General features: G+C 59.4%; 23 protein-coding genes. 7 read left to right on the forward strand and 16 right to left on the reverse strand.

The window, feature by feature from the left end; translation table 11 throughout:
* Nucleotides 1-81: 81 nt before the first annotated feature.
* Nucleotides 82-1,260, reverse strand: a complete 1,179-nt coding sequence (locus CRP02_RS10660; RefSeq protein WP_097171035.1) for a hypothetical protein — start codon at nucleotides 1,258-1,260, stop codon at nucleotides 82-84.
* A gap of 270 nt (nucleotides 1,261-1,530) precedes the next feature.
* On the opposite strand from CRP02_RS10660, the gene CRP02_RS10665 reads away from it, so the two are divergent.
* The 3 genes from CRP02_RS10665 to CRP02_RS10675 all read left to right on the forward strand — a co-directional run bounded on the left by CRP02_RS10665 (nucleotide 1,531) and on the right by CRP02_RS10675 (nucleotide 4,434).
* Nucleotides 1,531-1,818 (forward strand): hypothetical protein, encoded by a 288-nt coding sequence (locus CRP02_RS10665; protein ID WP_004430950.1) that lies wholly within the window; start codon nucleotides 1,531-1,533, stop codon nucleotides 1,816-1,818.
* A 497-nt stretch (nucleotides 1,819-2,315) separates the two neighbouring features.
* Nucleotides 2,316-2,966: an outer membrane protein gene (locus tag CRP02_RS10670; RefSeq protein WP_097171036.1), complete on the forward strand. Its 651-nt coding sequence runs from the start codon at nucleotides 2,316-2,318 to the stop codon at nucleotides 2,964-2,966.
* A 286-nt stretch (nucleotides 2,967-3,252) separates the two neighbouring features.
* Nucleotides 3,253-4,434: an MFS transporter gene (locus tag CRP02_RS10675; protein WP_097099487.1), complete on the forward strand. Its 1,182-nt coding sequence runs from the start codon at nucleotides 3,253-3,255 to the stop codon at nucleotides 4,432-4,434.
* A 201-nt stretch (nucleotides 4,435-4,635) separates the two neighbouring features.
* Here CRP02_RS10675 and CRP02_RS10685 read toward each other — a convergent pair whose 3' ends face one another.
* The 3 genes from CRP02_RS10685 to CRP02_RS10695 form a co-directional block, all read right to left on the reverse strand.
* Complete coding sequence (locus CRP02_RS10685) at nucleotides 4,636-5,628, reverse strand: WD40 repeat domain-containing protein (protein ID WP_097171037.1); 993 nt, start codon at nucleotides 5,626-5,628, stop codon at nucleotides 4,636-4,638.
* Between the two features lie 244 nt (nucleotides 5,629-5,872).
* Complete coding sequence (locus CRP02_RS10690) at nucleotides 5,873-6,997, reverse strand: CobW family GTP-binding protein (RefSeq protein ID WP_004430957.1); 1,125 nt, start codon at nucleotides 6,995-6,997, stop codon at nucleotides 5,873-5,875.
* Between the two features lie 115 nt (nucleotides 6,998-7,112).
* Nucleotides 7,113-7,913, reverse strand: coding sequence for a creatininase family protein (locus CRP02_RS10695; RefSeq protein WP_097171038.1), 801 nt, complete (start codon nucleotides 7,911-7,913; stop codon nucleotides 7,113-7,115).
* A gap of 79 nt (nucleotides 7,914-7,992) precedes the next feature.
* Between CRP02_RS10695 and CRP02_RS10700 the strand changes: the two genes are divergently transcribed.
* The 3 genes from CRP02_RS10700 to CRP02_RS10710 all read left to right on the forward strand — a co-directional run bounded on the left by CRP02_RS10700 (nucleotide 7,993) and on the right by CRP02_RS10710 (nucleotide 10,918).
* Entirely contained in the window at nucleotides 7,993-8,502 is a 510-nt protein-coding gene (locus tag CRP02_RS10700; protein WP_097171326.1) for a MarR family winged helix-turn-helix transcriptional regulator, read from the forward strand.
* Between the two features lie 132 nt (nucleotides 8,503-8,634).
* The gene (locus CRP02_RS10705; RefSeq protein ID WP_004430963.1) at nucleotides 8,635-9,657 is read left to right on the forward strand and encodes a LacI family DNA-binding transcriptional regulator; all 1,023 of its coding nucleotides are present in this window, start codon (nucleotides 8,635-8,637) and stop codon (nucleotides 9,655-9,657) included.
* A gap of 298 nt (nucleotides 9,658-9,955) precedes the next feature.
* Nucleotides 9,956-10,918 carry a 2-hydroxyacid dehydrogenase gene (locus CRP02_RS10710; protein ID WP_097171039.1) on the forward strand — a complete coding sequence of 321 codons (963 nt, stop codon included), beginning with the start codon at nucleotides 9,956-9,958 and terminating at the stop codon, nucleotides 10,916-10,918.
* Between the two features lie 133 nt (nucleotides 10,919-11,051).
* On the opposite strand, the gene CRP02_RS10715 is transcribed toward CRP02_RS10710, so the two are convergent.
* The 11 genes from CRP02_RS10715 to CRP02_RS10765 all read right to left on the reverse strand — a co-directional run bounded on the left by CRP02_RS10715 (nucleotide 11,052) and on the right by CRP02_RS10765 (nucleotide 23,740).
* Nucleotides 11,052-12,179, reverse strand: a complete 1,128-nt coding sequence (locus tag CRP02_RS10715) for a Gfo/Idh/MocA family protein (RefSeq protein ID WP_097171040.1) — start codon at nucleotides 12,177-12,179, stop codon at nucleotides 11,052-11,054.
* 147 nt (nucleotides 12,180-12,326) lie between these two features.
* Nucleotides 12,327-13,139 carry a 5-deoxy-glucuronate isomerase gene (gene iolB, locus CRP02_RS10720; RefSeq protein WP_013762346.1) on the reverse strand — a complete coding sequence of 271 codons (813 nt, stop codon included), beginning with the start codon at nucleotides 13,137-13,139 and terminating at the stop codon, nucleotides 12,327-12,329.
* Between the two features lie 192 nt (nucleotides 13,140-13,331).
* Nucleotides 13,332-14,240 (reverse strand): myo-inosose-2 dehydratase, encoded by a 909-nt coding sequence (gene iolE / locus CRP02_RS10725; protein WP_097171041.1) that lies wholly within the window; start codon nucleotides 14,238-14,240, stop codon nucleotides 13,332-13,334.
* Nucleotide 14,241: 1 nt separating this feature from the next.
* Nucleotides 14,242-16,068 (reverse strand): 3D-(3,5/4)-trihydroxycyclohexane-1,2-dione acylhydrolase (decyclizing), encoded by a 1,827-nt coding sequence (iolD, locus tag CRP02_RS10730; RefSeq protein ID WP_097171042.1) that lies wholly within the window; start codon nucleotides 16,066-16,068, stop codon nucleotides 14,242-14,244.
* Nucleotides 16,065-17,981, reverse strand: a complete 1,917-nt coding sequence (locus CRP02_RS10735; RefSeq protein ID WP_097171043.1) for a bifunctional 5-dehydro-2-deoxygluconokinase/5-dehydro-2-deoxyphosphogluconate aldolase — start codon at nucleotides 17,979-17,981, stop codon at nucleotides 16,065-16,067. The genes iolD and CRP02_RS10735 overlap by 4 nt, the downstream gene beginning before the upstream one ends.
* Before the next feature lie 170 nt (nucleotides 17,982-18,151).
* Entirely contained in the window at nucleotides 18,152-18,967 is an 816-nt protein-coding gene (locus CRP02_RS10740; protein ID WP_004430982.1) for a MurR/RpiR family transcriptional regulator, read from the reverse strand.
* A gap of 187 nt (nucleotides 18,968-19,154) precedes the next feature.
* Entirely contained in the window at nucleotides 19,155-19,871 is a 717-nt protein-coding gene (locus tag CRP02_RS10745) for an ABC transporter ATP-binding protein (RefSeq protein ID WP_097171044.1), read from the reverse strand.
* A complete protein-coding gene (locus tag CRP02_RS10750; protein ID WP_097099480.1) occupies nucleotides 19,852-20,616 on the reverse strand; it encodes an ABC transporter ATP-binding protein in 765 nt (254 codons plus the stop codon). Before CRP02_RS10750 ends, CRP02_RS10745 begins: the two co-directional genes overlap by 20 nt.
* Complete coding sequence (locus tag CRP02_RS10755; protein WP_097171045.1) at nucleotides 20,613-21,620, reverse strand: branched-chain amino acid ABC transporter permease; 1,008 nt, start codon at nucleotides 21,618-21,620, stop codon at nucleotides 20,613-20,615. The genes CRP02_RS10750 and CRP02_RS10755 overlap by 4 nt, the downstream gene beginning before the upstream one ends.
* 1 nt (nucleotide 21,621) lies before the next feature.
* Nucleotides 21,622-22,485: a branched-chain amino acid ABC transporter permease gene (locus tag CRP02_RS10760; protein WP_013762353.1), complete on the reverse strand. Its 864-nt coding sequence runs from the start codon at nucleotides 22,483-22,485 to the stop codon at nucleotides 21,622-21,624.
* Between the two features lie 82 nt (nucleotides 22,486-22,567).
* Nucleotides 22,568-23,740, reverse strand: coding sequence for an ABC transporter substrate-binding protein (locus CRP02_RS10765; RefSeq protein WP_097171046.1), 1,173 nt, complete (start codon nucleotides 23,738-23,740; stop codon nucleotides 22,568-22,570).
* 380 nt (nucleotides 23,741-24,120) lie between these two features.
* Here CRP02_RS10765 and CRP02_RS10770 point away from each other — a divergent pair, with 380 nt between their 5' ends.
* Nucleotides 24,121-24,492, forward strand: coding sequence for a hypothetical protein (locus CRP02_RS10770; protein WP_097171047.1), 372 nt, complete (start codon nucleotides 24,121-24,123; stop codon nucleotides 24,490-24,492).
* Between the two features lie 194 nt (nucleotides 24,493-24,686).
* Here the strand turns inward: CRP02_RS10770 and CRP02_RS10775 are convergent, their stop codons facing one another.
* A complete protein-coding gene (locus CRP02_RS10775; RefSeq protein ID WP_097171327.1) occupies nucleotides 24,687-26,420 on the reverse strand; it encodes a M14 family metallopeptidase in 1,734 nt (577 codons plus the stop codon).
* Nucleotides 26,421-26,422 lie beyond the last annotated feature (2 nt).

A 26,422-nucleotide genomic window follows, 5' to 3' on the forward strand; every position in this document is an offset into this window, starting at 1 on the left:
AATCTCGGAGATGGATTCTAGCAGAAATTGGGACCGAATTTCGACTTGATATGCGCTTTGGTGATGTGGCTGCCTTATGTTTCAGAAGGTGCCGGTGAAACGCGAGGTCACGCTGGAGCCGCTATAGGACAGGTCGGTGTCGCGCTCGCCATGCAGAAGGCGGTTGAATTCCACCTCCAGCTTGCTGTTCTTGCCGGTATCGAAGGACAGTGTGGCCACAAGCCTGCGTTCGCTGGTGTCGTAATTGTAGTAGATCCAGTCCTTTTGGACACGCTGCAGCGCCAGGTCCAGCGCCACCTTGTCGGTGAGCTTGCTTTTAACCACGAACTGCCAGCGGCGGTGGAACTCGGCAATGGGATCATCAGGGTCGAAAAGCGCATAGTCCTGGGAGAAGCCAGCACCGAAGGCGATGCGGTCGGTAGCCTTCACCTCGGCTTCGGCCCTGAGATAGGGCCGGGTGCGCTTCACCTTGTCGCTGATATCGTCGCCGGAAATGGTCGCCAGGCCCCCTTCGGCCAGAACGGCGAAGCGTTCGGAGAACTTGTAACCGTAGGCAAGTGAGCCGCGCAGCGTGCTGGCCGGAAAACGCTCGTATTTCTCCTGCTGGCTTTCCGGCACGGCAATGCGGTCATAGGCAATTGTCAGTCCGGCCTCGCCGCCCGCCAGCGGGCGCACATGTTCGGCCTTGAGCGACAAGAGCGCTTCATTGGCCTCCAGGCGGGTGGGCATGAAATAGGCCGGACGGAAACGCGCCTTGCCTTTCATCAGGCTGGCAAAACCCGCCGTCAGCGTGTTCTTTCCGCCAAGAGCAAGGATGCCGAGCTGTGTCGATGCCTCCAGTTTGTGGTCCAGTCGCCGGTAACCGATGTCTTCTTCCGGCAGATGCAGGAAGATATCGCCGGCATCGCTGCGTGTGCCACGCAGTTCCACGGCCCATTCCAGCCGCTCCGACAGACGCCTGGTCAGTCCCAGGCTGGCAATGGTGTTGTGTTCATTGGCAAAACGGTACCGGGGCAGGCGAACCTCCTCATGCTCGAGCGAATAACGCAGTTCCGTGCCATCAAGCACGAATTTTCCGTTAAGCCCGAAGCCGGCGCGCAGCGAAATCGCCTTCAGCCGGTTGGTATCGCCGAAATAATTGGTGTCGTAGCCGATGCCGGTTTTATAGGTGATATTGTGTTCATCGGCGTTTTCCCCCGCCTGCGCACCGCAGGTGCAGGCAAGCCCAAGAACAAGCGCGATGTATCCCCCCAGCCGCATTTGCATCTCCGGTCGCTAATTAAGCAATATCTTATAGTTGGATGGTTAATAAAGTTTCAGGGGCGATATATTGTCGAGGCCGGAAGTCATGGTGTATTCCACGGAAATTCCAGAAGAATAGACCAGCGCCAATCGCGTAAAACTTGATTAAAATCACCAGTATTAAAGTTAATTGTTTATTGTAATATTAGGCTTTGCTTGAATTAGAATCCTCTAAATATACAGTTCGACTACGCCATGGGGCGTGATCAAACATAAGAGGAGAGAGAAATGATTGCCAAATTTGCTTGCATAGCCGCTGTTCTTACTGTCGCTTCCGTTGGTCAGGCCAATGCCGGTGGTCTGCTGGGCGGCATCCTGTCCGGAAACAGCAACAAGGGCGGCGCACTCGTCGTCGTGTCGCCAAGCATCGATCTGGGTGTCAGCGGTATCCTGTCCAATAACGGGATTCTGAACGGCAACAAGACCGGTATCCTGAATGGCCTTCTCAACGGCAACAAGACTTCCGTCGATGTCATCGACAACAAGAACGATGGCGGCAAAAAGCGTCGCCACTAATGGTGCAGATCGAAAATCGACAGGGATTTTCGGCGTAAACGATGCGCGCAGGATATAAGCCGGGAGCAGTCCTCCAGCTACGTGTGTATGACACACGATGCTTCCGGAAATAACAAACGGCGCATCGCATGACTGCAAGGGGGCCTTCAGGCTCCCTTTTTTTGTTCCTCTTTTCCGGTTTGCACCGTCTTTATCGGTGCGCACAATCCTCGGTAGCCATTAAGTGTAGAAAGGCGCGGACCTGGGAGGTTTTGGACCAACTAATATTCCAAATGTATATATTTTTTCTAATTTAATATACTTTTGTATTTTTATATATTGAAATAATATCTTGAGTTACATTTAGATATATTATTCCTACTTCGGCATTTCCACACTTGTTTTTAAACTTTAAATGTTTCAATCATAGGGTGTGTAAACTTGGCGAGTTTGTTTTTCGACCAGGTAATATTTCGTCCGCATCGCGGCGGGTAAGAAGATTTTGAAGGAGCTATTGCATGTTGAAACAATCATTTCTGGCGCTGGTCGCGCTCGCTATGCTTTCCGGTGTGGCCGTTGCCGCCGACGCCGTCAGTGACGTTCCGGTAGCGCCTGTCGCCACTGACGCCGCACCGGCCTTCTCATGGGGCGGTTTTTACGCCGGTGCTTCGGCAGGCTACGGTTGGGATCGTGTAAAGGTGAGTGCCTTTGGCGAATCCGTAACGCAAAAGTTTGATGGCGCCCGTTTTTCGGGTTTTGCAGGCTATAATTTCGAAGTGGCACCCTCCGTCATTCTCGGCGTTGAGGGCGACCTCGGTTACGACTGGGCCAAGAAAACCATTGACGGAGACAAGATCTCCACAGGTCTGAACGGTTCCGCACGCTTGCGCGCCGGCTACGCCTTCGACCGGGCCTTGATCTACACTGCTGGCGGTTACACCGCGACGGATAGCCAGGTTGATGCTGGTTCTTTCGGCAAGAGCAGCAAGTTGGTTCATGGCTGGACCATCGGCGCGGGTGTTGACTATGCCTTCAGCGACAACGTTTTTGGCCGCGTGGAATACCGCTACAACGATTTCGCTAGAGGCTCATACAGCATTGCGGGCGACTCCTTCCGTGGCGACCTCAACAACCACGTTGTCAATGTCGGCCTCGGCGTGAAGTTCTGATAAGCACCTCTGCCGCTTCCGGTCAGAGTCGATACGTCTCCTCGACGCTCACAGCATTGGTGACGGTTGACAGCATATTGATCCATTCCTGCCCGGCTGAAAGCTCCGCCGGGCAGTTACCTATGGCGGCGCGCGGTAGGCTAGTTGTCGCTATGGCGAGGCGAGGGAAAGCGACTAGCTCTTCCCGAAATCACAACGATGCTTAGACCATCCATGCGGGCTTGAACGGCGCGCCGTTTTGGTGTGAAGGTGGGCTTCACGTCCTCCCAGCCGCCAGTCGATTCCCATGCTACAGAAAAACACCTCGCCGGGCGTTTTTGATCGTCAGGCCTATATGATCGCCGTGCTGGTCTTCATCGCCGGCGGCACCAATGCGGCTGTTGTGCCGTTTATCGGTTTTTACATCATACAGGTCCTTGGTCACCCGCCCGCCACGCTTGGTCTCTACAGCGTGACGGCAATGGTTGCTTCGATCATCGCCAGCCGCACTTATGGCGAACGTGTCGATGCTGGTGTGCGGGTGCGGCCATTGCTGCTGCTATCTGTGTTTGGTGCTTTTATCGCAGCGGCGGCGGCGACCTCCGGGCACCTGGCATTGCTCGTGGCGGTGACGGCAACGGGAATGGGGCTTTCCAACGCCGCCAGTACCCTGATTTTCAGTTATGGTCGCTACTATGGCCGGGTAAAAGCACTGGATGCACCTGCCTATAACGCCTTTCTGCGGACAATGGTGTCGCTGGCATGGATGCTGCTTCCGGCCGCCGCCTATCTGATCCTCGATCTTGCCGGTGCGCAGGCCGTGTTCATGAATGCCATGCTGATGGCGGCCATCTGGGGCGGGCTTGCCCTTGCCTTCGTGCCGCGCGGCCAGACATGCCCGATGGAACGTCGGGAAGAGGGCGACAACGATAAGCGGCGCAACCTGCCGCTGTTGATGGCGGCGGCGGCCAGCTTCTGCATGTCTTTCGCCCACGCCCTGTGCGCCTCGGCCCTGCCGGTATTTCTGGTGCGCGAGGTGGGCCTGCCGGATTACGTGCCGGGCCTGTCGCTCAGCGTCAAATGCGCGATGGAGGTTCTGCTGATCCTGCTTGCGCCAAGGATCATGCGCCGGGTCAGCGCCCGCATCCTTCTTTGCATCTCTGCGGTGATGGCAATCGTCGCCTTCAACGTCATAGCCTCGGTCCAGACCCTTCCGGCCATGTTGTTCGGAGCAGCACTTGAAGGGGCCTATTACGGGCTTTGCGCCGGCACGTGCCTCACCTTCGTGCAGGGCTTTGCGCGGGGCCGCACGGCGCGGGCGACCGCGCTCTACATGAATTCCATCTTCCTTGCCGGGTTGTTTGCCGTGCCGCTTATGGGGTTTGTGTCGCAATATGCAAGCTTCGGTACGTCGATCAGACTTGCTTCGGTTGGTGCAGGGGCAGCCCTGCTGCTGCTGTTCCTGACGCGGCGTCAGGTGAGCGAATAGGGAGACAACGCCGAGGTTTTCTGGCGCTGACACCCACCAGCCCTCATGCCTGTGCTTGTCACAGGAATCCAGCCGATACGCGTCTGCGTGGCGAGAGAGCCCCTTCAGCCCAAGGACTTGGGCTGACTGAATTCCCGTGACAAGCACAGGCATGAGGGTAGTGGGAGATCGGCCAGCGCATTGTGCGCCCCATTGCTGCCCTTACGCTGAAATATCGACGATGCCGCAGTCGCCTGCCTCGGAGGCAAATGCGAGCAGTTTGCCGGTGGCGCTCCAGTCCATGCCGGTAATGGCGCCCTTGCCGGGGCGGCGAAGCAGGGCTTCCTTGCCGTCCGCAAGCCGCACGCCAAGGATCATGCCGTCAATGAAGCCAATGGCCAGCACATCTTCCAGCGGGTGAAAGGCGACATTGGTAGCCATGATGTTGGCGCGGCTGCCGAGTTCTTCGGGTGCCTTGCCCATCGGGCCGTCCTTGCCGGAAAACGGCCAGACGATCGCGGCCGGGGCACCTGATGAGGCGAGCCACTTGCCCTTTGCCGACCACGAAACGGATTTCACCTTGGCGGGATAACCCGTCATGCGCATATGGCGGGCTTCCATGCCGCCTTTTGTCGCTTCCATCTTCCAGCCATGCAGGGCGTTTTCCTGCATGGTGGTGACGAGGAACTTACCGTCAGGCGAGAAGGTGACGCCGGTATGGGCACCCTTCCATTCCAGATCGACCGGATCGCCTGCACTCGCCACCCAATGCAGCGTCACGCCGTTATAGCGTGCAACAGCAATGCGCAGGCCCTTGGGCGCGAAGGCTATTGCCTCCACCGTGCGCTCTTCCTTGAACTCCTTGATCGTCCCGTCAGAAAGCCGAACGAAGCTGGACTTGCCGACGCCATAAGCAACCGCCTTCTGCGGACCGCCGGCAACAACGCCGACCCATTTGCGCGGCACATTGGCCAGCTCGCTGAGGCTGCCATCGTGACCAATGCGTAGCACGCGCCCGTCCTCGCCGCCCGACAGCAGCGTGGCGCTGTAGGGATCGCGGATGCAGGTCAGCAGACCCTCATGCGCCTCAGTGACCTTCTCGCCGCCATCCAGCCGGTGAATGGTGCCGGCGGCGGTGGCAAACAGCGGAATGTCGCCGAGAAAATGGGTCGAGACCACGTGGCCTTCGATATCAAGCGGGGCAACAGTCGGCATGGGGCATCGGTCTTTCGTCTATGTGTTTGTCATTGATGGATTTCGGTCGCAGACCAGGTCGGGAAGACCCGTTGGTGCGGTTTCAACCCGTGGCGTCAGGTGGATCATAGGGGGCAGGCCCGTGAATGATCCGACTATCCATATGCTGGCGGCAATGGCTCCTCGGGTCAAGCCCGAGGACGACGTCGAAATTGAGGAAGGGCACCGAAAACGCCAAGGGTGGCACGGTGCCCCGTCAAGGATGTCAAGCCGTGGCAAGGCAGGCGTTGAAGCTCTTTTCCAGCTTTTCGCGGTCGAGTTCGCGGCCGATGAAGACAAGGCGGCTTTCGCGCTTTTCGCCTTCCTTCCACGGGCGCTGGTGATCGCCCTCGATGATCATGTGCACGCCCTGCACCACGTAACGTTCCGCATCGCCCTTGAATGCGATGATGCCCTTGAGGCGCAGGATGTTCGGGCCGTCTGTCTGGGTGACCTTCTGGATCCACGGGAAGAAGCGCTCAGGGTTCATCTCGCCGCCGCGCAGCGACACAGACTGCACCGTCACGTCATGGATCGGGGAGGCCGCGCCATGGTGGTGGTGATCGTGGCCGTGGTCATGATCGTGGTGCGCGTGATCATGGTCGTGATGATGGTGGTCATGGCCGTGATCGTGCCCATGATCATGGTGGTGGTGGTCGCAATCAGGACCGCATGCGTGATCCTCGTGGCCGTGCTCGAGGAAGTGCGGATCGTTTTCGAGCGCACGTTCCAGATTGAAGGCGCCCTGGTCGAGAACGCGGGCGAGATCGACGCCGGAACGGGTGGTCTTGTAGATGCGCGCAGAAGGGTTGATGGCGCGCACGATATCCTCGATGCGGGCGACTTCTTCCGGCGAAACGAGATCGGTCTTGTTGACGATGACGACATCGGCAAAGGCGATCTGGTCTTCGGCTTCGCGGCTGTCCTTCAGGCGCAGCGGCAGGTGCTTGGCATCGACAAGTGCGACCACGGCGTCAAGCTCGGTCTTGGCGCGCACGTCGTCATCCATGAAGAAGGTCTGGGCGACCGGAACGGGATCGGCAAGACCGGTGGTCTCGACAATGATACCGTCGAATCGGCCGGGCCGGCGCATCAGGCCTTCGACCACGCGGATGAGGTCGCCGCGCACCGTGCAGCAGACGCAGCCATTGTTCATTTCGTAGATTTCTTCGTCGGATTCGACGATCAGATCGTTGTCGATGCCGATCTCGCCGAATTCGTTGACGATGACAGCGTATTTCTTGCCGTGGTTCTCGGACAGGATACGGTTGAGAAGCGTCGTCTTGCCGGCGCCTAGATATCCCGTCAGGACGGTGACTGGAATGGGCTTGGCTGGTGCTGTTTCGGTCATGGAAACCTCGCGTGGAGAAAGGCCGGTTGAGGCCTCAAGGAATAAGTGTCGACGTCCATATAGGCGTGACATCAGGGCAGTTCAAAGGGATTCTGGCTGGTTTCGGCGCAGTTTTTCAAATTTTGTTATGAAATAACGTTATGTCAAAAGCGTGGACGTCTTCAAGCAGTTCGACAAGGCCTGAAATGGCATGGGAAATGATCCTTTCGCCCTTCTCGGCTGAGGCGGCGGCGGCGTTTCCGGCAACGCCATCAGGGTTCAGGTCGCTCATCAGCCAACCGAAAGCGTGTGGACCATAGGCACGCAGATGCCTGAAACGGCTGGCGAAATCGCTCTGGCGGGAGGGGAAGTCGGCGGCTTTCTCCATCGCCACCCGCTCCGGGCAAAGCGCCAGCATGACCGACGTTTCTATATCGCCACCATGGATATCGATCGCCTTGTCTTCCGGTGTCACCACATCCGTCGGCACGCCGAAGCGGGTCCAGCTGGTGGCGACCGCCAGCATACCGAAGCGGGCGCGCGCCTCGGTGGCGACGATGGTCATCAATGGCGAATTGCCGCCATGGGCGTTCAACATCACGAATTTACGCACGCCTTTTTCATATTCGGCCTTAGCAATGCCGAGCCAGCGCTCAACGGCCTCATCGTAACGCAACGACTTCGTGCCCGGCACATTCATGTGCTCGATGGAATATCCAACGGGCTCCACCGGCAGGAAGGAGACCGGCAGACTGGCGGGCAAAACAGCAGCCAAACGGGAGACAATGCCCGCCGCAATCAGCGTGTCTGTCTCGAAGGGCAGGTGCGGCCCGTGCTGTTCGTGCGCACCGAGCGGCAGCACTGAAATTGCACCTGTTGCGCGAAGATGAGGGTCTGTTACGTTTTCGTCGTGATAATGCGTGTATGAGTTTGGCATCTGGCAGTCCGCGCGTGCATTCGGTAAGGATTTCCAGCAACATATATCGGTTCCGCCACAGGGTAAAAGGCACTCGCATATGAGCAAGGACAAAACTGGGCATAAGGACAAGGGCGCCAAAAAGGACAAGGGCACCAAGAAAATAAAGGACGCCAAAAAGAGGGATGAGAATTTCAACCCTGAGGAACTGGCGCAATCCATCACCCAGGCCGCCCGTTCCATGCGCACGGCGCTGAGCCACAGCCTTGCCGAAAGCGGCCTTTATGCCGGGCAGGACGGCGTTATTCTGGCGTTGGCGCAGGAAGGCAGCCTCACGCCTGGGCAGATCGCCCAAAAACTTGGTGTCAAGGCGCCGACCATGACGCGAACCATCGGCCGCATGGAAGCCCAGGGCTTCGTGGAGCGCAGTGGCGATGACGAGGATGGCCGCGTAACACTGGTGAAACTGACGGAGACAGGCCTGAAAAGCGTCGAACATATCAACGTATCCATCGCAAATTGCGGTGCGCGCGCGATTGAGGGGCTTTCGGCCAAGGACATCAGGACCGTGGTTAAACTTCTCAAGGTGATCGATACCAACCTTCAATAATTTGTTGAGTTTTTAAAAAACCACTGTCTTTTTGTTGATATTCCTTAAACCGGTTGCGGATTTTGTTTAAATTGTTTAATTGCGATTTAAACAGATACTTCTGTCAATGACATGGGTTTGGGGAGAAATGCCGTGGCACAAAAGATCAAACTGTCGACAATCGCCGAAAGCCTCGGTCTATCGACTGCCACCATCTCCCTTGCATTGCGCGACAGTCCGCTGGTCGCCTCTGACACCCGCGACAAGATCAAGGAACAGGCCCGGGCGCTCGGTTACATCTACAACCGCCGGGCCGCCAGCCTGCGCACCTCGCGCTCCGGCATCATCGGCGTGGTGTTCCACGATGTGATGAACCCGTTTTATGGGGAAATTCTCAAGGCCATCGAAACTGAGCTGGATCGCAGCCGCCAGACCTTCATTCTGTCCAACCATTATGATTCGGTTGAAAAACAGCGCACCTTCATCGAGACGCTGCTGCAACTTGGTTCTGATGGTATCATCATGTCGCCCGCCATCGGCACGCCGATCGAGGACATGACATTGGCTGAGGAAAACGGCATGCCGGCCATTCTGGTGGCCCGCTCGCTCGAGGGCGTCGACATGCCGACCTATCGCGGCGATGACAGCTATGGCATTTCGCTTGCGACCAATCATCTGATCAGCCTTGGCCATCGCACCATTGCCATGGTTGGTGGTACCGACCAGACCTCGACCGGCCGCGATCGTTATCAGGGTTATGTCAACGCGCTGCGCAAGGCGGGAATCGAGGTCGATCCGAACCTGCGTATTCCCGGCCCACGCTCCAAGCAGGGCGGTTTCGAGGCCGCCGTGCATTTCCTGTCGCTGCCGCAGAAGCCCACCGCTGCCGTCTGCTGGAACGATCTGGTCGCCATCGGCCTGATGAACGGTATTTCGCGCGCCGGACTGGTGGCGGGCGTGGATATTTCCGTGACGGGTTACGACGATCTGGAGGAGGCGGCCATCGCCACGCCGGCGCTGACCACCGTGTCCAACGGCCAGGCCGAGGTGGGGCGCCTTGCGGCGCGCGCGCTTCTGGACAGGCTGGCGGGCAGCCACGAGCCTGATGGCGTGCACCTCATCAAGCCGGAAATGCGCATCCGCCAGTCGACAGGGCCGGTGCGTCCGAGAGTTTGAGCAGCGTATACCTCTCTTTCGTCATTCCGGCCTTAAGCCGAAAGCCAGCCAGCTCAAGTCCTTGAGCTGGAAAGACTCTTTGCGCCGCGCCGACGCGCGCCTCAAGTCCGGCATGACGGAGGTGGGTGTGTTAAAAAAGGCATGAAACTTCCGTCTGCCCCCATAGCTTCCCCTTATTGCCCTTTTCACGGCCGCCGTTGTTTGAAAAGATCGCGGCCCAGAAGAGCGGGACGGCGAGTGGTTCGCCCATGAATCCGCTCTGACGATATCAGAATGCAATCAGGAGGAATATCCACCCATGTCTGACAGACAAGCCGTCGTTCTCGTTCCCGGCAAGATCAACCCGCGCGTGCTCGAACGCCTCGAAGGCAAGGTCGAAATCGTGACAGTGCCTGCCGGTGCCGAGCCGGTTCTGCCTGATGGTGCGGCTGAGCGCATCAATGCCATCGCCGTTTCAGGCGTCGTAAACGCCAAATGGATCGATGCGCTGCCGAAACTCGAGATCATCGCCAATTTCGGCGTCGGTTACGATGGCGTTGATGCCAAACATGCCGCCACGCGCGGTATCGTGGTGACCAATACGCCCGACGTGCTGAACGACGAAGTTGCGGACACGACGATTGCGCTGCTGATCAACGCGGTTCGCCGTCTCTATCAGGCCGAAACCTGGCTGCGTGAGGGCAAATGGGTTGGCGAAGGGCCCTTCGCGCTTTCGCCGTTTTCGTTGCGCGGCCGCAAGGTCGGCCTGTTCGGCATGGGTCGCATTGGCCAGGAAATCGCCAAGCGGCTGGAGCCATTCAAGGTGGAGATCGGCTATCATACCCGCAGCAAGCGCGATGGTCTGCCCTATACCTATTACGGTTCGCTAAAGGAGATGGCGCAGGCTGTCGACACGCTGATCTGCATCGTGCCCGGCACCCCGGAAACGCACAAGGCGATCAATGCGGAAGTCCTCTCGGCACTTGGTCCGCAGGGCGTGTTCATCAATGTCGGACGCGGCTCCAGCGTCGATGAGGATGCGCTTTTGCAGGCCCTGAAGAGCGGTGCGGTGGGTGCTGCCGGTCTCGATGTGTTCTACGCAGAACCGAAGGTGCCGGAAGCGTTCCTGTCACTGCCGAACGTTTCCCTGCTGCCGCACGTCGCCTCTGCGTCCATCCCGACGCGCAATGCGATGGCCGATCTGGTGGCCGACAATATTCTCGGCTGGTTTAGGGATGGCAAGGTGCTGACGCCGGTGCCGGAAACGCCGGTTAAGGGGTAACACCTCTCCGCCGTCATCCTCGGGCTTGTCCCGAGGATCCAACCACGTAGCGTTAAATCAATCGGTTGCAGATGCTCGGGACAGGCCCGAGCATGACGAAAGAGGCAAAGTTCCGCGCTAACCCCGACTCTGCCTATTCCGCAATCTCACTCGTCGCGACCCATCGTCCCTCGGCGAAGGATCGGGCCATGGCATGAATGCTGCGCTCGATCTTCAGGCCTTCCTCGAAGTCGATGATATGCGCCGTCTTGCCCTCGATGGCCGCGATCAGTTCCCGGCACTCGATCACCTTCAGATCGTTGAAGCCGAGCCCGTGGCCGGGGGCGGGAATGAAGCGGTCATACGGCTTGTGGTGAGGGGCGGCGAGAACGGTTCTGAAACCCTGCTCCTCCGGGCGCCCGTCCGTGGTGTAGAGCTGGAATTCGTTCATCCGCTCCTGGTCGAAAAGGATCGAGCCGGTGGAGCCGTAAATCTGGATGGCGATACGGCCCTTGCGGCCCCAGGCCGAGCGGTTGGCGATCAGCACCGCCGAAATGCCGCCTTCGAGCTTCAGAAGCACGCTGGCAAGATCATGCGTTTCCACAGCGCGCTCGCCGCCACCACTTAGCGGCCGCGTCTCGTAAGGCTTCACCATGTCGGTGATCGCGCTTTCGGCATGGCCGAAAAGGGAAAACAGAAGTGATAGCGGATGAACAGCGAAATCATCCAGCGCGCCATAGCCGGAGGACGCTTCGCTCTTCCAGTAGAAGGGCTGGGTGGCATCCGCCATGAAGTCCTCATCCATTTCCGCACGGACATGGTAGACATTGCCGATCGCGCCTTCGTCGATAAGGCGGCGCATATGGCGGATGACAGGGTTCTGGATGTAGTTGTAGCCCATGGCCGCCGCCTTGCCCGAACGGCGGGCCGCATCACGCATCTTCACCGCATCAGTAAAGGCAGGCGCCATCGGCTTTTCGCACCAGACGTGTTTGCCGGCATCGAGTGCGGCAATCGCCATTTCGGGATGAAAGGCATTGGGTGTGGTCACCGAGATCACATCGATTTCAGGGTCGGCAAGCAGATCGCGCCAGTTGCCGGTCGAGCGGGCGAAACCGAACTCGGCGGCCTTCTTTGCCGCAAGCTCGGGATTGACCTCTGCCAGTGTGACCAGTCGTGGACGCTCCACATCGCCGAAAACGCTGGTGACGTTGTTCCACGCCAAAGCGTGGCACTTGCCCATGTAACCCGTGCCAATAAGGCCAACGCCAAGAGCGGCCATGGTCTCTTCTCCCTAAATTATTACAATGAAATCAGTGATCTATCTATTCATGTTGTATTGAGCACAGTGTAAGGCGGTAGGGCCGATATCTGCCCCACTGCCCTCATCCCTATGACAGGCACAGGAATGGGGGTACTGCGGAGTGCCTCAGGGATTGTCGCGCTTGAAAATCCAGTCGTGATCGGGGTGGTTCTTGAAGCGCCACTTGCGCATCGGCCCGGCCATCACGTTCAGATAATACATCTCGTAGCCATAAGGCGCGCCGCAGGGGTGGTGTCCCTTGGGAACCAGCACGACATCGCCATCCGCCACAGCCATGGTCTCGTCCAGCGACCCATCCTCGGTGAAAACGCGCTGGAAACCGAAGCCCTGCGCCGGGTTGAGCCGGTGATAATAGGTCTCTTCCAGATAGGTCATATCAGGGTAATTATCCTCATCATGCCGGTGCGGCGGGTAGGACGACCAGTTGCCCGACGGGGTGAACACTTCCGTCACGAGGAGACTATCGGCGACATCGCGCTCTTCCATGGCGATGGGGAAAATGTAACGCGTATTGGCGCCTTTGCCGCGCTCGGTCAGTTGCACGCCATCGGGACCGATCTGTTGCGCTTCGCGGCTACCTTTTTCACCCGGTGCGGTGCAGACACCGACGGTGCAATCCGTCGTCGCCGTCAAGGACCATTCGGAGCCGGCGGGGACATAAACGCAGTGCGGAGGCTTGCGCTCGAACACGTTCATGCGGTCGCCGAGTTCGCCGAACTCCTTGCCCCCGGCGGAAATCTTCGCCTTGCCTTCGACAAGCACCAGAATGACTTCCGTATCGCCAGTTTTCTCGGCTGCGGTTTCACCGGGCTTCAGACGATAAAGGCCGAAACCGACATAACCCCAATCCGCGCTCTGGGGCGTGATGTCGTGCACCTTGCCGCTTGTCGCGACCGGCTTGCGCAGAAGTGAGGTCATGGTGGTGTTCCTTTTCGTCGATATTTCGAATGGGCGGCGAACTACTCGTGACGTTTCGTTTTCCTCATCCCTGTGCTTGTCACAGGGATCCAGCCAGCCCAAGTCCTTGGGCTGAAAGGACTCTCTCCACCGCGCGAGAGCCGCGTCGGCTGGATTCCTGTGACAAGCACAGGAATGAGGGAGTAAAGGGCCTCAAGCCGCCTGAGCCTTGTCCAGTCCGGCCTCACGCGCAAAAGCCTTCAGCGATTTCAGGCCTAGGCTCTGATATTCGAAGGGGTTGCGCACATCCGGGTCCTGTTCGGCCTCGATGACCAGCCAGCCGCTGTAATTGTGCTCGGCGGCAATTTTCAGAACCGGCGGGAAGTTCACGCCGCCCTCGCTGTCGCCCGGCACGGTGAACACACCGCGGCGAACGCCTTCGAGGAAGGAAAGCCGCTCGTTCCGAACCTGATCGGCAATCACCGGCCGCACGTTCTTGGCGTGGATATGGCCGACGCGGTGCATGTATTTCTGCGCGACGCGCACGGGATCGCCGCCGCCGAACAGGCAATGGCCGGTATCGAGCAGCAGATGGGTCTTCGGCCCGGTATGCTTCATCAGAAGGTCAATCTCGTCTTCGCTCTCGACCACGGTTCCCATGTGGTGATGGTAGACGAGGGTGATGCCCTGTTCGGCAGCATAGGCCGCCAGCGCCTCGACACCCGCGCCGAACTTCGCCCAATCTTCAGCCGCAAGGCGCGGACGGTCGACCAGCGCCGTGTCGTCGGCACCGTGAATGGCGTTCGAGGTCTCGCAGACAATGATGACCTTCGAGCCCATGGCTTTCAGCAGATCGAGCGCCGGCTGCATCGCCTTCTTTTCGGATTCGATGCTGTCGGTCAGAAGGTTCAGCGAATGCCAGCCGGAGACGAAGGACAGGCCGCGCGGCGAAAGCACGCCCTTCAGGCCTTCCGGGTCGGTCGGGAACTTGTGGCCCTTCTCGATACCGTCGAAGCCGATCTTGGCGGTTTCGTCGAGGCATTGTTCAAGGCTGATATGGGCGCCCAGCGTGCGGTCGTCGTCGTTGGACCAGGCAATCGGGTTGGTTCCGTAACGGATCATCTTACTGTCTTTCCTTGATATGGTTTTCATAGCGCGCGCGCGCCGGTCCGATTTCGGCGCGGTCGGAAACTTCGGGTACCGCCACATCCCACCAGTGGCCACCGGCCTGCGGTGTCGGATAGGGGTCGGTATCGATGACGATGACAGTCGTGCGGCTGGATTCGCGAGCGGCCGCAAGCGCCGCTTCCAGCTCGGCGATGGTGGAAACCTTGCGCGCATCCGCGCCCATGGAGCCGGCATGGGCGACGAAGTCGATGGCGATGGGGTTGACGTTGGTGTGGGCGTAGAGGTTGTTGAACTCCGCGCCGCCGGTTTCCATTTGCAGCCGGTTGATGCAGCCGTAACCGCGGTTGTCGGTGATGACGAGCGTGATCTTGACGCCCATGGCAACCGATGTCGCAAGCTCGGAATTCATCATCATATAGGAGCCGTCGCCGACCATGACGATCACGTCCCGGTCCGGTTCCGCCATCTTGATGCCGAGGCCGCCGGCAACCTCATAGCCCATGCAGGAGAAGCCATATTCCATGTGATAGGAGAGCGGCAGCTTCGATTTCCACAACTGATGCAGCTCACCCGGCATGGTGCCCGCCGCGCACATGACAACGGTATTGTCGCGCGACTGGCGCTGCACGGCGCCGATCACCTGCATGTCGGTGGGCAGGCTGTTGGCATTGTCCTCACCCGGTGCCGCCGTATCGGCATCGGCCTTCTCGAACCATGCCGCCTTGAGCTTGGCATCCGGTGCCGTGAAGCGGTGGCTGCCAAGCGCGGCCGACAGTTTTTCGAGACCGATCTTCGCATCCGCCGTCAGGCTGATCGCATCATGCTTGGTGCTGTCATAGTGCTGCACATTGAGGGCGAGAATCTTGCGGTCCGGGTTCTTGAACAACGCCCAGGAACCGGTGGTAAAGTCCTGAAAGCGAGTGCCGACGCCGAACACCAGATCGGCTTTCTCGCTTATGATATTGGCGCTTTCGGCACCCGTGACGCCGACCGGGCCGAAATTGAGATCGTGATCCCACGCCAGTGCCGATTTGCCGGCCTGCGTTTCGACGACCGGGATGGAATGGGTTTCCGCAAAACGCTTCAGCGTTTCGGTGGCGCCGGAAAAATGCACACCGCCGCCGGCAACGATGACGGGGTTCTTCGCAGCCTTCAGCGCGGCGACGGCCTCTTCGAATTCCGCCACATCCGGTTCCGGGCGGCGTTGCCGCCAGACGCGCTTTTCAAAGAAGCTGACGGGATAATCATAAGCTTCCGCCTGCACGTCCTGGCAGAAGGCCAGCGTTACCGGGCCGCAATCGGCCGGGTCCGTCATGGTGCGCATGGCGCGGGGAAGGGCGGTCAGCAATTGTTCCGGGCGCATGATGCGGTCGAAATAACGGCTAACCGGACGGAAGCAGTCATTCACCGTCATCGTGCCGTCGCCGAAATCCTCCAGCTGCTGAAGCACGGGGTCGGGACCGCGATTGGCGAAGACATCGCCGGGGATGAGAAGAACCGGCAGGCGGTTGACATGGGCAAGCGCTGCCGCCGTTACCATGTTGGCAGCACCGGGGCCGATGGAGGAGGTGACCGCCATTGCCCGCCGGCGGCGCAGCTGCTTGGAATAGGCAATCGCCGCATGCGCCATGGATTGCTCGTTCTGGCCGCGATAAGTCGGCAGTTCCTCGCGAATGCCATAAAGCGCCTCGCCGACGCCGGCGACATTGCCATGGCCGAAGATGGCCCAGACACCGGCAATATAGGTCTCGCCATGTTCATTCATCTGCGCGGCGAGGTAACGAACCATAGCCTGCGCAGCCGTCAATCTGATTGTCTTCACGCTGCCTCTCCCTTTTTGGCGCGCGCCTCATCCCATATGCGGCACAGGCTGGTATAGCGCTGCGCCATGTCCTTCACCGCTTCCTCATCGGTGATCTTGCCACCGAGCCAACCACGCGCGGCGTCGGCGAAAATCGTGCGGCCAACCGCGAAACCTTTGACCAGATCGAAACCGGCGGCAAGGCGGAAGCTCTCCTCCAGCTCGCTTTGCGGTGCGTCGAGACCAAGAACGACGATGCCGCGCACGTAAGGATCGTTGCGATGCACGGCGTCGCAGGCATTTTTCCAGGCGGCTCTGGTTTTCATCGGCTCCAGTTTCCACCAGTCGGGATAAACGCCGATCTCGTAGAAGCGTTCGATGATGCGCGCGGCGGTCAGATCGTCGGTCGGGCCGACCTTGGAGGGAATGACCTCGAGCAGCATTTCCAACCGGTTGCGGCGTGTCGCCTGGAACAGACGCATCACCGTCTCCTCCTGCGCAGCGCGCATTTCGTCGGTATCATCCGGGTGGTAGAAGCACAGAACCTTGACGACATTTTCCAGCGGCCATTCGGAAAGCCCGCCGAAATCCTTGCCGAGTTCCGGTTCCAGCGTCAGCGGGCGCGAACCCGGCCATTCCACCGGCCGGCCGATCCACAGGCCGGAGCCGCTGGCTGCGAAAAGCGCATCGCGCCCGAGGCGGCCATCGCAGAGAATGCCGTAACCGGCCTTGTCACCGGCGACCGTTTGCGCGGCCTCGAGGCAGAGCTTCTTGAAGGCGCCGATGCGCTCGTGTTTCACGCCGAGTTCGTCGGCGATCGCTTCCAGCTGCATGCGATGGTCGAAGGCGAAGACGCGCATTGTGTCCCATTCGCCCTTGCGATTGGTGGACCAATGCACCTGTTCCAGCGCCTCGTCCTTGCGCAGCGCCTTGTTGCGGATGCCGGCCTTGAAGAAATATTGCAGCTCTTCCCAACTCGGATAGGCGGGCGTGCAGCCGTGGCGGGAAACGGCAAAGGCGCCGCAGGCATTGGCGTATTTCAGCGTTGTCGGCCAGTCCTCGCCGCGCAGCCAGCCACGGAAAAGCCCGGCCATAAAGCCATCGCCCGCGCCGAGAACATTGAAGACCTCGATCGGGAAACCTTCGCCCGTCTCGCCATCGTCCAGGCTCGCCGGAATTTCGCCGGCGAAAACCGAAGCACCCATCGGGCCACGCTTGCATACCAGCGTCGCGTTCGACACCTTGCGTACGGCGTTCAGCGCGGCCAGCGTATCGGTCGAGCCGCCGGCAATGTGGAATTCTTCCTCGGTGCCGACAATCAGATCGAACAGGTGGAGGGTAGATTGCAGCTTGGCGGTGACCTTCTGCGATTCCACGAAGCGGCTTTCGCCGTCGCCATGGCCGGCAACACCCCAGAGGTTGGGTCGGTAGTCGATGTCGAGCGCTGTTTTCGCACCGTTTTCGCGGGCAAGTTTCAGCGCCTTCAATACGGCCGCTTCCGTCTTCGGATGCGACAGATGCGTACCGGTGGCGCAGACACAGCCTGCTTCGGCAATGAAGGCGGGATCAATGTCGTCTTCGCTGAGCGCCATGTCGGCGCAGTTCTCGCGATAGAAAATCAGCGGAAACTGGTTCTGGTCGCGAATGCCGAGAAGCACCAGCGCCGTCAACCGCTCCGGATCGGTTTTCACGCCGCGTACGTCCACGCCTTCGCGCACCAGCTGTTCGCGGATGAAGCGGCCCATATGCTCGTCACCAACGCGGGTGATGACGGCACTGGCAAGGCCGAGCCGCGCAGCGCCGGCCGCAATATTGGTGGGAGAGCCGCCAATATATTTGGCAAAGGAGGCCATGTCCTCCAGCCGGCCGCCGACCTGCGAACCATAAAGGTCGACCGACGAGCGCCCGATCGTGATAAGGTCAAGTTTTTTCAAAAGCTTCCTCCTTCGGACCCCGCATTGAGGGAGCCTGATGCCAGTGGGCCTCCTCCGCCCACTTTCTGTCTCACCACCTTCGGGTGCATTCACGAGACGGACAATTATGGAATGCCCGTTTCATGAATTTGGATCATAAATTCTATTTTTTATGTTTTCAATAAAAATATTCAGGCTGTTTTGCGTGTTCCCACAGCGACAGCGAGTGTAATGGCGAGACAGAGCGTGGCGGAAAGCGAGCGGAATGCGCCGAAGTCGATTTCCGTTACCGTGAGCAGCGTGGCGCCGGACTTGCGCAGCGGATTGACGGCCGAATCGGACATGGCGACGACGGGAATGCCGTTGGCGCGGGCCATCTCCGCCAATTCCAGCGTTTCCGCCGAATAGGGGGAGAAAGTGATCGCAATCAGCGCGTCATCGCGGGAGATGGCGCTCAGATTGCCAAGGCCACCGACCGCGCTGTGCAAAACCGCAGGTACCTTCATTTTCTCGAAGGCGTAAGCGAGGTAACTGGCAATGGGGAAGGAGCGCCGCAAACCGATGATATGCACCGTGCGCGCCTGTGCTAGCGCCGAGACCGCCTCGTCAAGCTGCCGTGTATCGACCGATTTCAGCAGCATTTCCAACGAGGAACGGCCAGCCTCCACGAACTCCGCCAACAGGCCCGACGCGCTCTCGTCGCCCTTTTCGCGCAGGTGGTCCAGCCGGGTCGCATAATCCGGCCAGCCGCCTACGTAGGAATCGCGAAACAGGCGCTGCATCTCCGAAAAGCCGGAAAAACCCATGATCTGGCAAAAGCGCATGAATGCAGACGGCTGCACGCCGGCACCTTCTGCCATTTCGGCGACGGTGGAAACGGCGATGCGATCCTGATTGGACGCGACATAATCTGCACATTGACGTAATCGTTTCGGCAGGCCTTCCGCGACCTGAAGCAACCGCTCCTCAAAAGCCTTCACGGAGTCTGGCGCATCGATTGCCGTCATTGTCATTCCTTTGTGCAGATTGAAATCGTGTGCACTTTAACTGCAATGGAATTTTTATTCCATTCTGTTTTTTAGGAACGGATAAATGAAGCGGGATTGGGGTTTGTTGCGGTGTGTGATCGGGTTAACTTTCGTCATTCCGGCTCGAGGCCGGAACGACGAAGAGGGGGTGATTGACGCTTTTGGGTCAGTGCAATCCACCCACACCAAGATGCGTATCAACAATATCCGGGTTCGCCGCAAGATCGTCGGACGGTCCCGACCAGACGATGCGACCGCGTTCCATGATGATGGCGTGGTCGGCGAAGTCGATGGCCATCTGGATGCGCTGTTCGATGAGAAGAATGGTCATTTCGCCCGATTGCGCGAGTTTCGAGAAGGCCGCCATCAGTTCCTCGCAGATGACGGGCGCGAGACCTTCGAGCGGTTCATCGAGAAGCAGCACCTGCGGCTGGCCGAGGATGGTGCGGGCGGTGGAAAGCATCTGCTGCTCGCCACCGGAGAGTTGCGAGCCAAGATTGCGGCGTCTTTCCTTCAGGCGCGGAAACAGCGTGTATGCTTCCTCGATTGCCGCTTTCGGCCGAACCTTGAGGCCGACGAAGAGGTTTTCTTCGACTGTGAGTGTCGGAAAGACATCGCGGGTCTGCGGCACGTAACCGAGACCGGCGAGGGCGCGGGCAGCACTTGGCAGGGCGGTGATGTCCTGCCCGCCGAGATGGATATCACCGGCAAAACGTTTCGTCTGCCCGGCAAGCGTGGCAAACAGGCTTGTCTTGCCAACGCCGTTACGTCCGAGCACCGCGAAACGCGAACCGGCGGGAACGGAGAGCGACAGACCCTCGATGACACGGGTGGGGCCGTAACCGGCGGTCAGGTTGGCGATTTCAAGCGGCGCTGCGGGCATTGGCGTAACTTCCGAGATAGGCTTGGCGGACTTCTGCGTTGCTGGTAACTTCGCCAGGCGAACCGTCGAATATAACGGCGCCTGCGGCGAGCACGACCACACGTTTGGCGAAACGGAAGACCAGATCCATGTCGTGTTCGATCATCAATATGGCGAGGTCGGCGGGCAGGCGGTCGAGCGCCTGTTCGATACGCGCCGTTTCCGTCGAGGGAACGCCGGCGGCAGGTTCATCAAGCAGCAGGATTTTGGGCCTGAGCGCCATGGCGAGTGCGATCTCGATCAGCCGCTGCTGGCCATAGGCGATTTCACGCACACGGGTTTCGGCGATGGCAAGCAGGCCAAGCGTACCGAGAATGTCGCGCGCCTCGCTCATCACCGTTGGCATGGCGCGGTAACGGCCGAAAATCCGGCCCGTCCTGCCTTCTCTTTGCAGAATGGCGAGTGCGACATGTTCCTCTGGCGTCATGTCCTGAAACAGCCGCGTCACCTGAAACGAGCGGACAAGTCCGCGCTTAACGCGCTGACTGGCGCTGAGCCCCGTCACCTCTTCTCCGGCAATCCGCACGGTTCCGGCGGATGGCTTGATGTTTCCGGTAACGAGGTTGACGAAGGTGGTCTTGCCGGCGCCGTTGGGGCCGATCAGCACGGTGCGATCGCCGGGCGAAAGCGACAGCGAGACATTGTTGGTAACGACGAGACCGCCGAAATTTTTCTGCAGGCCGGAAACTTCGAAAATGGCGCTCATTTGCGATCTCCCCGCAGGCGCGCGATGATCTGTTCGCCCGCGCCATAAAGGCCGCGCGGCGCAAACAGCACGACGGCGATCAGAAGCAGGCCGACGATTGTAAGCCAGTGGAACGGATTGGCGGCGGAAACGACGTCCTCGAACCACATGAAGGTGGCGGTGCCGATCAGCGCGCCATAAAGCGAGCCCGCGCCACCGAGAACCAGCATGACCAGCGCTTCGGCAGACAGCGTGAAGCTGAGGCTGTCAAGGCCGACCACCTGGGTGGAGATGGCGTTCAGCGCGCCGCCGATTCCGGCGACGATGCCTGATATCACGAACATCTTCAAAATCGTGCCATTGACCGAGCCGCCCATAGCCTGAATGCGGATGCTGTCCTGCTTGACGCCGCGACACAGCATGCCGAAGGGCGAATTGACGACGACGCGAAGTGCCAGAAAAACCAGAAGCAGCAGGCAGACGCCATAGATATAGGCGGTGCGGCCGTAAAGATCGAATTCGAAGGTGCCGAACAGCGCATCGGGCGAGACGCCGGCAAGCCCGTCGCTGCCGCCCGTCCAGTCCGACGCCTTGTTGGCCGCCTCATGGAAAAGATGGACGACGGCGATGGAAAGCACCAGCTGCGGCAGGCCGTGCGCGCGCAACAGAACGGTGCCGGACAGCAATCCCGCGATGCCGCCCACTGCTGCGCCGATGAGGGTCATGAGAAGCGGGTCGGTGATACCGTAGTGGGCAGCGGCAATGCCGGCGGCATAGGCGCCGGCACCGAACAGGGCCGCATGGCCAAGTGTCGCCACGCCGCAATAGCCGGTAACGAGATCGATGGAGAGCACGAGAAGCGCTATCGCGATGATGCGCGTCAACAGCGCCAGATTATCCGGAAACAGGAAGTAACCGGCGATGGCGGCGATGATGATGAGCAGCGGACCGCCAATCGCGCGCAGGGGCGAGCGGGCCTTCGGCGGTTTTGCCGTTTCAGTGAGGTCGTTCATGAGCACCGCCATCTCATTTCGCCCTTCCAAGAAGGCCGCGCGGAAACAGCGTGATGATCACGATGACCGCCAGATAGAAGAAGAATTCGCCATATTCGGGGGCAAGGTACCGCCCGGTCGTATCGATGGCGCCAAGCAGCAGACAGGCGATCAGCGCGCCGGGGATCGAGCCTGCGCCGCCGACGGATACGACCACCAGGAAGGTGACCATGTAGCGCAGCGCATAATAGGGTTCGACCGGCAGCAATTCTGCGCCGATGACGCCGCCCATGGCGGCAAGGCCGACGGCGATGGCGAAGCTTACGGCATAGATGATTTCGGTGCGCACGCCGAGGGCTGCTGCCATGGCCGCGTTGTCCACCGCTGCCCGCAACTTGATGCCAAAGGCGGTCTTTTCGAACGTGAACCAAAGTGCCGCCGCCACCACGAGGCCAGCGACGATGGCGAAGATGCGGTGGGTGGCGATGGTGCGAAAACCGAGATCGGTGGGACCGGCCAGTTCCTGCGGCAGCGGAATGGTTTTGAGCGTTGGCCCGAACACGAAATTGGCGATGCCGATGATGCAGAAGGTGATGCCGATGGTCATCAGCACCTGCGTCAGTTCGGGCGCGCCGTAAATGCGCCGGTAGAGAAACCGTTCGAGCGGTATGGCGATCACGATGGTGCCGACAATCGCAACGAGGATTGCCGCCGCGTAACCAAGGCCGAGGCCATGGGCGGCATAGGAGGCGAGATACCCTCCGATCATGGCGAAGGCGCCGTGGGCGAGATTGACCACACGCATCAGCCCCATTGTCACGGATAGGCCAATGGAGATGATGAAAAGCACCATGCCATAGGCAAGCGCATCGACAAGGATGCTGAAGACCGTCTGCATGTTCGAAAGCTCCTCCCGATGCGATTGCGCCCGTGCCGGAGCCGCCCGCAAAAGGCGGCGCCGGTCATTTCCGTCTCAATGCTTACTTGGCGGCGGCAAGGCCCGGATCGCCCTGTTTTTCGAAAGTCTGGACTTCCTTGTTGTAATAGTTGCCGTCATCGCCCTTGGAGACTTCGCGCAGATAGATGTTCTGCGTGATGTGGCGGCTCTGCGGATCGATGCTGACAGGGCCGCGCGGGCTTGTCCAGGAAAGACCCTTCACCGCCTCGACAGCCTTTTCCGCATCCTGTTTGCCGCCGGTCGCCTCGATCATCTTGGTGATGACATACATGCCGTCAAACGCGCCTACTGCGGGGAAGGACAGTTCCTTGGGATTGCCAATGGCCTTGGTTGCGGCCTCCACGAAGGTCTTGTTTTCGGCTGAATCGTGGGAGACGGCATAGTGGAAGGTAGTCTGCATGCCGAGCGCTGCTTCGCCAAGGGCCGGCAGATCCGATTCCTGTGTAAGATCGCCCGGCGCGAAAAGCTTGATGCCTGATGATTTCAGGCCGTTGTCGTTGAAGGCCTTCACGAAGCCGAGCGTCGTCGGGCCGGAGGGCAGGAAGGCGAAGACGCCTTGTGCGCCGGAATCCTTCACGCGCTGCATGATGGGGCTGAAATCGTTTGTGGAAAGCGGCATGCGAATGCTTTCCACAACTTCGCCGCCAGCGGCGGTGAAGGCTGCCTTGAAGGCGTTCTCCGCGTCAACGCCCGGGCCGTAATCGCTGACCAGCGAAATGACCTTCTTGACGCCGCCATCAAAAGCCACCTTGGCGATGGGGGTGGATGTCTGCCATGTCGTGAACGAGGTGCGCACCACATAGGGGCTTTTGGTAACGATGGCCGACGTGGCCGCATTCATGATGACCATGGGCACATTGCCCTGTTTCAGAAGCGGCGTAACCGCCATGGCGTCGGGCGTAAAATAGAAGCCGGCGAGATATTGCACGCCTTCCTTTACAACCAGCTCCTGCGCCAGCGCCTTGGATTGCGCCGGATCGGCCTGCGGCACATCGCGGTAGACGACTTCGACAGTGTCATTGCCCACCTTGTTGCCGTGAAGCGAAAACCAGGCGTCTATGCCGGCCTTGAAGTTCTTGCCTTGCAGCGCGAAGGGGCCTGAGAACGGGCCGACCACGCCGACCTTGATCGTCTCGGCATAGGCAGCGGAACTGAAGCAGATGGCCGCGATTGCGGCGGTGATCCGTAATTTCATGATTTCCTCCCAATTGATCCGTGGCTCCCTCCACCGATCCAGCCAGTCAAACTGGTAAGTGCGATGGCCAAAGTAAAATGAAAAAAAAGGGGGCAATAAATAACCTTATGGTTATGGATCGCCGCCTTATCCGGTTCTGCCCGATATTGGATCATACAATAGGGATAGTCTGGCGATTCTCAATTGCCGCAGCAGCTGCAGCCATCACGAATGGTCCCGTTTCACCATGCTGCTTCCAAATGCCGCCGTTATGAAAAACGCCCTGCGCCACGCCGTCGGAAAATGACGATAATATGCACGTAATCCCGGTGCCTTAACCAGTTCTAAGGGGATTGTCCCTAGTCTCCCGAAGCATATTTTGAATTTCATTTGGTGTCTTGATGGGCGAATATCAGAATAAAGCCGTTGATCTTATGCGGAATCGCGTTGGCGACAGTATACTCAACAACAAGATCGAGCGCCGCGAAGCTTTTCTCCGCAAGGCGATGGCGCTGTATCACGTCATGGGCGGCGCGGCGGATGGCATGCGCGCCGCGGTGGAAGATGTTGTGCACCTGCCGAAGCCGAGCGTCGATGTCGCTGTTGGCGACGTGATGCATGAACTGGCAGCAATCGGTCACGTTGCCGATCTCGATATTATCCAGGCCGGGTATAACAAACTTGATGCCGCCAATCTGCATATTTTGAGCAAGGGCAAGCGGCTTTTGCAGAAGCAGCAGGAAAAGAAGCTTGCCGCCACGGCTGAGAAGTAAGCCGTACAAAGGGCAACTGAGGGTGATGACAAAGCTCCCTCACACCCGGCGTCATCGCTGGATTGCCCCAAGGATCCAATCACGTCCAACTAGATCAAGACGTTGCAGATGCTCCGGACAAGCCCGAGCATGACGGACGAGGGCTTCGGGACTTCGTCATCATTCTGAGGCCCCCGATCGGGCGCGCTTCGAAATCAGGCAACGTCCGCGACGAAAATATCCTGCCAGGCGTCGTAAGCGGAAAGAACCGTTTCCATCTGCGCCGTGTGTCCGGTGATGAAGTCGTCGCCGTAGATTGTCTCATCAGGATATTCGGTAATCAGCGTCATCGGCACTGTGTGGCGGTCGTCGATGGACGACAGGCACGGGAAGCCGTTGATGATGCGGAAACCGGTTTCACCGGCGTGAATCTCGTAAAGCGCGATCTGGCGGTTGTTGTAATCCAGCAGGCCCGGAATGGCGCCGAGATGGCGGGTAACCCGGTCGAGCAGGGCTTCCGCCTGCTTTTCCCAATCCGCATGGTGGCGGATGATCAGGAAAAAGCCCTTCGGCAGGGTCCACATCGCGAAATTGCGCGGCACATAACCGGAAAGCGGACGGGTCCATTCGTGCGAGGGATAACCGTGCAGGTTCACATGCAGGCTCGCGCCGCTCATCTCCTGCGCGCTGAAACGGATTGCCTTCTCGTTGAGATGGACGCCCGAATTTTCCAGCGTACGATATTCGAGATCGTCGCCGAGCGCCGTGTACCGCGCCGCATGGTGCATGTGGCGTGGATTGTCGGCGCGCAGCCGCTGGTGCAGGGCATAACCATCAGGGTTTTCCAGCGGCGAAATGGTGAAATGCGCGCCCTGTCTTTCCGCAAGTTTGCGGGCGGCGCGGACGGCGCCGACGATGCCGGTGGTTTCATTGGGATGCTGGCCGCCGCTGATCATCACGGCGGCATCGCTGCCCGCGACATAACGGGCGGCAAGAACGCGGCCCGACCGCGAGCGGGCCTCGAACGCCTCGCCGCCGATTTCCGCAAGCATCCGCGCGATCTGACCTGCCGCCACCGGTTCGCGGGCCTCGTCGATCCGCTGTTCGCCGCCATCCAGGAAAGTGGTGGTGAGTGCACGGGTCTCGATGCGGACCGAAACGTCGCCGTTGCTTTTGACGAGTTCCGGAACGATCTGGCCGGGTTTCAGGCCCCTGTCGCCCAGCGGCCGGCCGGACTTCTTCTGGAAGAATTCCAGGAGGGAGAAATAGAAATCCTCGTGCAGCGCTTCACGCAGGCTGACCACCTCGTCCCCGACCGGCAGCGCCATGTCTTCGGACGGATGCGTGACGCGGATGTTCAACTCCTCGAAATAGGGTTCCTCATCGCCCCAGCCGTGGTTGGCAACGGCATTGATTGCCGCTTCGAAAAGCTGCTCGTAATCCGTCTCCAGCCGCTCGCCCGTAGCGTCGCCGGCCGGACGGAACCAGCCGGTTGGCGAGACATTGGTTTCGCCGACGATATCGGTATGAACCCGGTTGGGAGCGAGAACCTTCAGGGTTTCCTTCTTGCTGTTGCGGCTCAGCGTAACGTCATAATGAAGCGCGTCGTCGTCGCGGGCGATAAAATCGATCTTCGCGTCGCCGGCTAGTGCCGCCAGCGGATAGGCCTCCAGCCGGAAACGATTGGCGGGTGCATTGGCGTGCACCGGGTAATGCACCTCGATGGCATCGACGCCACCAAGATTGATCTCTTCCAGAAAGGTGAAGAGAAGCGGCTTGTAGGCACTGCGGATGCGGGCACTGACGCCTTTTTTCTTCAGCCTTTCTTCGGCTTCGCGGCGGCTTTTGGCGTCATCGAACGTCCATGCCTCGAAGGACTGGCCGGGCGCGGAATTGGCGAGAAGCGCATCCAGAGTACGCTTGAAGGTCTGGTCGAAAATCTGGCTCATCA

Origin of the sequence: Rhizobium sp. AN5 (genome assembly GCF_900215255.1) — a bacterium.
Taxonomy (GTDB): domain Bacteria; phylum Pseudomonadota; class Alphaproteobacteria; order Rhizobiales; family Rhizobiaceae; genus Agrobacterium; species Agrobacterium tumefaciens.

Excerpts from the sequence above, each read along its gene's own strand:
- CRP02_RS10660 (WP_097171035.1), bottom strand. The coding sequence starts at position 1,260 with ATGCGGCTGGGGGGATACATCGCGCTTGTTCTTGGGCTTGCCTGCACC.
- CRP02_RS10665 (WP_004430950.1), top strand. The coding sequence starts at position 1,531 with ATGATTGCCAAATTTGCTTGCATAGCCGCTGTTCTTACTGTCGCTTCC.
- CRP02_RS10670 (WP_097171036.1), top strand. The coding sequence starts at position 2,316 with ATGTTGAAACAATCATTTCTGGCGCTGGTCGCGCTCGCTATGCTTTCC.
- CRP02_RS10675 (WP_097099487.1), top strand. The coding sequence starts at position 3,253 with ATGCTACAGAAAAACACCTCGCCGGGCGTTTTTGATCGTCAGGCCTAT.
- CRP02_RS10685 (WP_097171037.1), bottom strand. The coding sequence starts at position 5,628 with ATGCCGACTGTTGCCCCGCTTGATATCGAAGGCCACGTGGTCTCGACC.
- CRP02_RS10690 (WP_004430957.1), bottom strand. The coding sequence starts at position 6,997 with ATGACCGAAACAGCACCAGCCAAGCCCATTCCAGTCACCGTCCTGACG.
- CRP02_RS10695 (WP_097171038.1), bottom strand. The coding sequence starts at position 7,913 with ATGCCAAACTCATACACGCATTATCACGACGAAAACGTAACAGACCCT.
- CRP02_RS10700 (WP_097171326.1), top strand. The coding sequence starts at position 7,993 with ATGAGCAAGGACAAAACTGGGCATAAGGACAAGGGCGCCAAAAAGGAC.
- CRP02_RS10710 (WP_097171039.1), top strand. The coding sequence starts at position 9,956 with ATGTCTGACAGACAAGCCGTCGTTCTCGTTCCCGGCAAGATCAACCCG.
- CRP02_RS10715 (WP_097171040.1), bottom strand. The coding sequence starts at position 12,179 with ATGGCCGCTCTTGGCGTTGGCCTTATTGGCACGGGTTACATGGGCAAG.
- iolB (WP_013762346.1), bottom strand. The coding sequence starts at position 13,139 with ATGACCTCACTTCTGCGCAAGCCGGTCGCGACAAGCGGCAAGGTGCAC.
- iolE (WP_097171041.1), bottom strand. The coding sequence starts at position 14,240 with ATGATCCGTTACGGAACCAACCCGATTGCCTGGTCCAACGACGACGAC.
- CRP02_RS10740 (WP_004430982.1), bottom strand. The coding sequence starts at position 18,967 with ATGACGGCAATCGATGCGCCAGACTCCGTGAAGGCTTTTGAGGAGCGG.
- CRP02_RS10745 (WP_097171044.1), bottom strand. The coding sequence starts at position 19,871 with ATGCCCGCAGCGCCGCTTGAAATCGCCAACCTGACCGCCGGTTACGGC.
- CRP02_RS10750 (WP_097099480.1), bottom strand. The coding sequence starts at position 20,616 with ATGAGCGCCATTTTCGAAGTTTCCGGCCTGCAGAAAAATTTCGGCGGT.
- CRP02_RS10755 (WP_097171045.1), bottom strand. The coding sequence starts at position 21,620 with ATGGCGGTGCTCATGAACGACCTCACTGAAACGGCAAAACCGCCGAAG.
- CRP02_RS10760 (WP_013762353.1), bottom strand. The coding sequence starts at position 22,485 with ATGCAGACGGTCTTCAGCATCCTTGTCGATGCGCTTGCCTATGGCATG.
- CRP02_RS10765 (WP_097171046.1), bottom strand. The coding sequence starts at position 23,740 with ATGAAATTACGGATCACCGCCGCAATCGCGGCCATCTGCTTCAGTTCC.
- CRP02_RS10770 (WP_097171047.1), top strand. The coding sequence starts at position 24,121 with ATGGGCGAATATCAGAATAAAGCCGTTGATCTTATGCGGAATCGCGTT.
- CRP02_RS10775 (WP_097171327.1), bottom strand. The coding sequence starts at position 26,420 with ATGAGCCAGATTTTCGACCAGACCTTCAAGCGTACTCTGGATGCGCTT.